This is a genomic window from Accumulibacter sp. (assembly GCF_029255285.1).
Lineage (GTDB): Bacteria > Pseudomonadota > Gammaproteobacteria > Burkholderiales > Rhodocyclaceae > Accumulibacter.
On record NZ_JAPUVI010000028.1, the window covers coordinates 1 to 4,757 of the forward strand.

General features: G+C 59.6%; 6 protein-coding genes and 3 pseudogenes. 2 read left to right on the forward strand and 7 right to left on the reverse strand.

Features of this window, described 5'->3' with window-relative positions:
• Positions 1–298, forward strand: a pseudogene (locus Q1M07_RS04210) (hypothetical protein); the annotation flags it as partial.
• 244 nt (positions 299–542) lie between these two features.
• Here Q1M07_RS04210 and Q1M07_RS04215 read toward each other — a convergent pair.
• The 7 genes and pseudogenes from Q1M07_RS04215 to Q1M07_RS04245 form a co-directional block, all read right to left on the reverse strand.
• Positions 543–1,082: a PEP-CTERM sorting domain-containing protein gene (locus Q1M07_RS04215; RefSeq protein ID WP_300451165.1), complete on the reverse strand. Its 540-nt coding sequence runs from the start codon at positions 1,080–1,082 to the stop codon at positions 543–545.
• 401 nt (positions 1,083–1,483) lie between these two features.
• Positions 1,484–1,735, reverse strand: a pseudogene (locus tag Q1M07_RS04220) (transposase); the annotation flags it as partial.
• A 220-nt stretch (positions 1,736–1,955) separates the two neighbouring features.
• Positions 1,956–2,765: a peptidyl-prolyl cis-trans isomerase gene (locus Q1M07_RS04225; RefSeq protein WP_300451168.1), complete on the reverse strand. Its 810-nt coding sequence runs from the start codon at positions 2,763–2,765 to the stop codon at positions 1,956–1,958.
• Between the two features lie 48 nt (positions 2,766–2,813).
• Entirely contained in the window at positions 2,814–3,134 is a 321-nt protein-coding gene (locus Q1M07_RS04230; protein WP_300451171.1) for a BolA family protein, read from the reverse strand.
• Entirely contained in the window at positions 3,131–3,433 is a 303-nt protein-coding gene (locus Q1M07_RS04235; RefSeq protein WP_300451174.1) for a YciI family protein, read from the reverse strand. Before Q1M07_RS04235 ends, Q1M07_RS04230 begins: the two co-directional genes overlap by 4 nt.
• Entirely contained in the window at positions 3,433–3,966 is a 534-nt protein-coding gene (locus Q1M07_RS04240) for a septation protein A (RefSeq protein WP_300451177.1), read from the reverse strand. The genes Q1M07_RS04235 and Q1M07_RS04240 overlap by 1 nt, the downstream gene beginning before the upstream one ends.
• 203 nt (positions 3,967–4,169) lie before the next feature.
• Positions 4,170–4,346, reverse strand: a complete 177-nt coding sequence (locus tag Q1M07_RS04245; RefSeq protein WP_300451180.1) for a hypothetical protein — start codon at positions 4,344–4,346, stop codon at positions 4,170–4,172.
• A gap of 156 nt (positions 4,347–4,502) precedes the next feature.
• Between Q1M07_RS04245 and Q1M07_RS04250 the strand changes: the two are divergent.
• Positions 4,503–4,598: pseudogene (locus Q1M07_RS04250) on the forward strand (hypothetical protein); the annotation flags it as partial.
• Positions 4,599–4,757: the final 159 nt, after the last annotated feature.

A 4,757-nucleotide genomic window follows, 5' to 3' on the forward strand; every position in this document is an offset into this window, starting at 1 on the left:
CGAGACCATCGAACAGGCTCGCGCCTGGGGGAGCGATTTCGTGCGCTGGTACAACACGGAGCACCGCCATAGCGGCATTCGCTATGTCACGCCAGAGCAACGTCATGTTGGCGACGATCAGGGCCTATTGGCGGCCCGTCACCTGCTCTACGAAGAAGCCCGTGCGAAGAACCCGGCGCGCTGGCGCCGACACACGCGAAACTGGTCGCCCATCGCCGCCGTGGCGCTCAACCCGAAACGGGATGCCGTCGTGAATGCGGCAACCAACACGACCAAAAGTATGCAAATGGCAGCTTGAACCTAAGCGACAACTAGCTTGACATCTACCGCCACACCTGGTGCCGCCGCCCAAGAACATCCAGGCCCTTGATCAGCACTACGAGAATCTACAGCGCGAATTGCGTCGCACCTTCGATACCCTGCTCATCACTGTTGTGCTCCTGGCTCAAACACTAACAACAACATGTTTGTCTCAACACCCGCTTAAGCGCCTAAACCTTACATCACCCTTGGAAGACGAAACTTCGGGGAAAGCTCAATTCTCATCCGCGCCTGTTCCGACGCCAACTTCTGCCTGCAGCCATTGCGAGGCCCAGTCCGGCGAGCGCCAATGAACCGGGTTCCGGCACAGTTCCAGTATCGCGAATTGTGAGCGACCCGCCAACGTATTGATAAAGGGTAGCACCACCGACCAATTCAAACTGGCGACCTGCGTCGCCGCTGGACACGAACGTACCAGTTGTCAATGGAGGCATGAGATCGGGTCGGAAGAATAGTCCATCGACGTCGGGACCAGTACCATCGCCACAAGACCCTATGGCGAAAATCGGCGTCACAAATGCGTTGATACCGTGGAAAGCGATCGACGCGGGAGCGCACCCGTTAATATCGCCACTGACATATGTCAGGACGTCACCAACGCTTGCCGCAAATGTCGAACGAGAGAACGTAATCGAAGCTGCCGAGTAGCTATTTCCATCGAAGTCCAGTCTATCGTAGTCGAATGTATACAACAACGAAGCATGGGAAGCACTGCACAATGCAGCTATGGATGTCGCAGCGATCAGCAGTCTTGTCTTCATCTGAGGTCTCCTTGGCTGGGATGGTGGAGTAAAGCGCTCGGATTAAAGCATTAATCATGCCATAACAAAACGATCCATAGAAATCAATAGGTAAAAGGCCATGTAACGTACCACGAGTAGTGGCATGTAAAATTTCCCGACATGAATGACAGCCTATGAGCGACCGTGCGAATGGGTGTTGCCTAACGAATATGGGTGGATCGTGCGTAGCCACGATCTGAACCGCTTTCTGGAAGAGCCCGGCCAGCGGACGCCGGAACCTCCCCTGCCAATAGCCTTTTCTGGATTTGCCCCACAGGTAGTCTCGGAGTGCCGTAGCCCGGGCGGCAAAGGTTTCACGAATCCGGCGGTTCTTGCGTTCCAGGTTCTGAATTTCGAGCGGCCACTCCGGACAGATCATCACCGTGCAGTGCGACTGCGACACATTCCCATACGCCTTTCTCGCGCCAACGGGAGAAGCGAACAAACGTCCGGTGCCAATGGCCGAGTTCTTGCGGCAGGTCTCGCCACGGACTACCGGTACGCCTGATCCACAATACGGCCTCGACAAAGCGCCGCTTGTCCTTGGCCGTGACGCCACGATCGGTCGCCTTGCCCGGTAAAAGTGATTCAATGCGCTGCCCCTGGCCATCGCGCAGCCTCCTTCGATCCATCCTGACCTCTGTCGAAAAGTCAGGAATAGCCATATCGGAGCGCTGTGAACAACCCCCGTCGTGTCATTGATCGTGAACGATTCATTGATCCATTATTGCATACGGAATTTCGATGCTTGTTCAAGCTTGTTCAAATGAGAACACGCCCCAGCAACTCGACCCCCCAAAAAAAAGCGCCGGCAGCGCCGACGCTCTTTTTCGACTTCAGCAGCCGGATGGTCTAATCGATTTTCGCCTTGCTCCGCAACTCGGCGACATATTTCTGCAGCAGCTCCTCCTGCACGCGCTGCGTCAATTGGGGTTTGATCTGCTCGAACGGCGGAGGGGTCAGCGGACGGCTGTCCTCGACCAGGATCACGTGATAGCCGAAATCGGTCTTGACCGGGGTTTCGGTGTATTTTCCTTTGGCCAATCCGGCAACCGCATCGCCAAACGGCTTCACGTAATTGGCCGTGCTGCTCCAGCCCAGATCGCCACCCTTGTCTTTCGAACCCGGATCCTTGGATTGCTTGGCCAGTTCGTCGAACTTGCCGCCTTTCTTCAGATTCGCGATGATCGTCTTGGCGTCGTCCTCTCTTTCGACCAGAATGTGCCGTACCTTGTACTCGGTCGTCGGCGCCTGCGACTTCATGCGATCGTACTGTGCCTTGAGTTGCTCGTCGCTGATCGGGTTTTTCTTGGCGAAATCCATGACGAACGCACCGATGTAGACCTCCTGCCGTCCCTGTTCGATCTGGAAAACGACTTCGGGTCTCTTGTCGATGCCGAGCTTTTTCGCCTCCTGAACGAGCAGTTCGCGAGTGATCAGCTGTTCGCGGATGTTCTTCCTCACTTCCGGCGTATCCGGAGCGCCACGTGCTTTCTGGGCGGCCAGCACCGCATCGGCGACCTTCTGGGAAATGGCGACCCCGTTGACCGTGGCAACGGCGCCCGCCGTTCCCCCGCTCTTGGCCTTTTCGGCCGCCGTTGCCGGCCACGAAATCAGCGCGCCGATGAGCATGGCGCCCGCCAGTTTGGACAAGTTGTGCATTTCGAATCTTCCTTCTATGTGTGGGGAAACGGGGTGAAACAGGGCGAATCAGCGCACGATCGCAGCCGGCGACGCGGCTTCCTCGGAGCTCATCGCCTTGATGCTCAAGGCGTGGATGCGGCCGGGGATCAGATCGCCAAGCGCCTCATTGACGGCACGATGACGCGCCAGGTGCGCTTGGCCGGCGAAAGCGGGCGCCACGATCAAGAGGCGATAATGCCCACCGCCGCCGCGCGCGCCAGCGTGACCGGCGTGCCGCGCCGAGTCGTCGATCAACTCGAGGCGAGTCGGCGACAAAAGCGCCAGGCGCCGGCGAACGACCGCTTCGAGATTGCCCTCCTCATCGCCGGCGGCGAGCGGCTCACTCACGCGGGCAATACCTTCCTGAACGGCCTGACCGACACGCTCTCGTACACGCCGGCGGCGACGTAGGGATCGGTTTCGGCCCAAGCGCTGGCCGCCGCGAGCGAAGCAAATTCGGCGACGATCAGACTGCCCGAAAAACCGGCCGGTCCTGGGTCGGGCGAATCGATAGCCGGAAAGGGGCCGGCCAGCAGCAGACGACCCTCTTCCTGCAAAGCCCGCAGGCGCTCGACATGTGCCGGTCGTGCGGCGAGTCGCTCGGCGAGCGAGCCCGGCCGGTCTTCACCGACGATGACGTAGAGCATCACTTGTTCTCCTCGAGGTACTTCGAGAGCACTAGCCCCTGGCCGAGAACGAAAACCAGCATCAGTCCCATACCGCCGAAGAGCTTGAAGTTGACCCAATCGTCGGTCGAGAAGTTGAAAGCGACGACCAGATTGGCCAATCCCATGAACGCAAAAAAACCGATCCACGACCAGTTGAGCGTACTCCAGGCGACCTCGGGTAGTTCCATCTTCTCCCCGAGCAAGACGCGGATCAGATTCTTTTTCAGAAAGAGCGTCCCGCCGAGCAGCGTCATGGCGAACGCCCAGTAAAGCACCGTCGGCTTCCACTTGATGAAGGTTTCATCCTGCAGGGCCAGGGTCATCCCGCCAAAGACAGTAATAATCACCAGGCTCACCCAGAGCATGGTGTCGACCTTGTGGCCCCTGAACCACAGCCATCCGATTTGGGCAAAGGTGGCAACAATCGCGACAGCGGTCGCCACATAGATTCCGGCAATCTTGTAGGCGACGAAAAACAGGATGACGGGAAAGAGATCGAAGAGGAACTTCATCGCGGGTGTCGTGGAGGGATTGCGCGATTATGGCCGATTTGGCCGGGCGCTGTCCATGCGAGCCTTGTACGACACGATAGGAGCCTGAACAGGAGTCGCCGTTCCTGCCGGACGAGGCCAAGCCGTCGACCAACAGCGCATCGCTGGAGCCGTCGCCGGGCGGCAAACACGGCGTTCGTCGCCAATTTGCGGCAGGCATCTGCTCAACTGCGCCAGATCGCGCCGGGCGACATCGACCGCCAGACCGGCGACGATCGCTGTGTCGCCCGCGCCGTCCGCCAGACACCGCGTTCGAGCAGCGCCAGACCGACCGGCCTACCAGGTGCGACGCGAGCGTGTACCTGGCCACCGCCGGCCGGGTGGAAACCGTGACGCAGCAACTCGCTCTCGGTACGCAGGCCCGTTCCCCCTCCGCAGCGGCAGCCAGGCACGCAGCAGGAAGTGGGCTGGCGGCGCGGCGCCCTCAACGCGATGATCGAAGCGCATCGCCCGTCGCTCGAAGGTCCCGCGGCTGCTCACGTCGGCCCGGCCGGTGCGGAAAATCCTTCTTGGCTCGCCGTGTGTATGAGCTGGAGCGCCAGCGCCCGAGCGGCCGATTAGTCGAAGTCCACGGCGCCACCTTGCGGGGCGACGTGGACCGGGGTCTGGTGGCAACCCTCTCGAGCGTCCCCTCTGTGTCAGACTAGTTGTCGCCTCGCTAGGATCCGAAACAGAGGGCGATAAGGAGAAGACACAGATGGCGAGATACGGACAAGCGATGAAAGATCGGGTGCTGGGGAGGCTACTGCCAC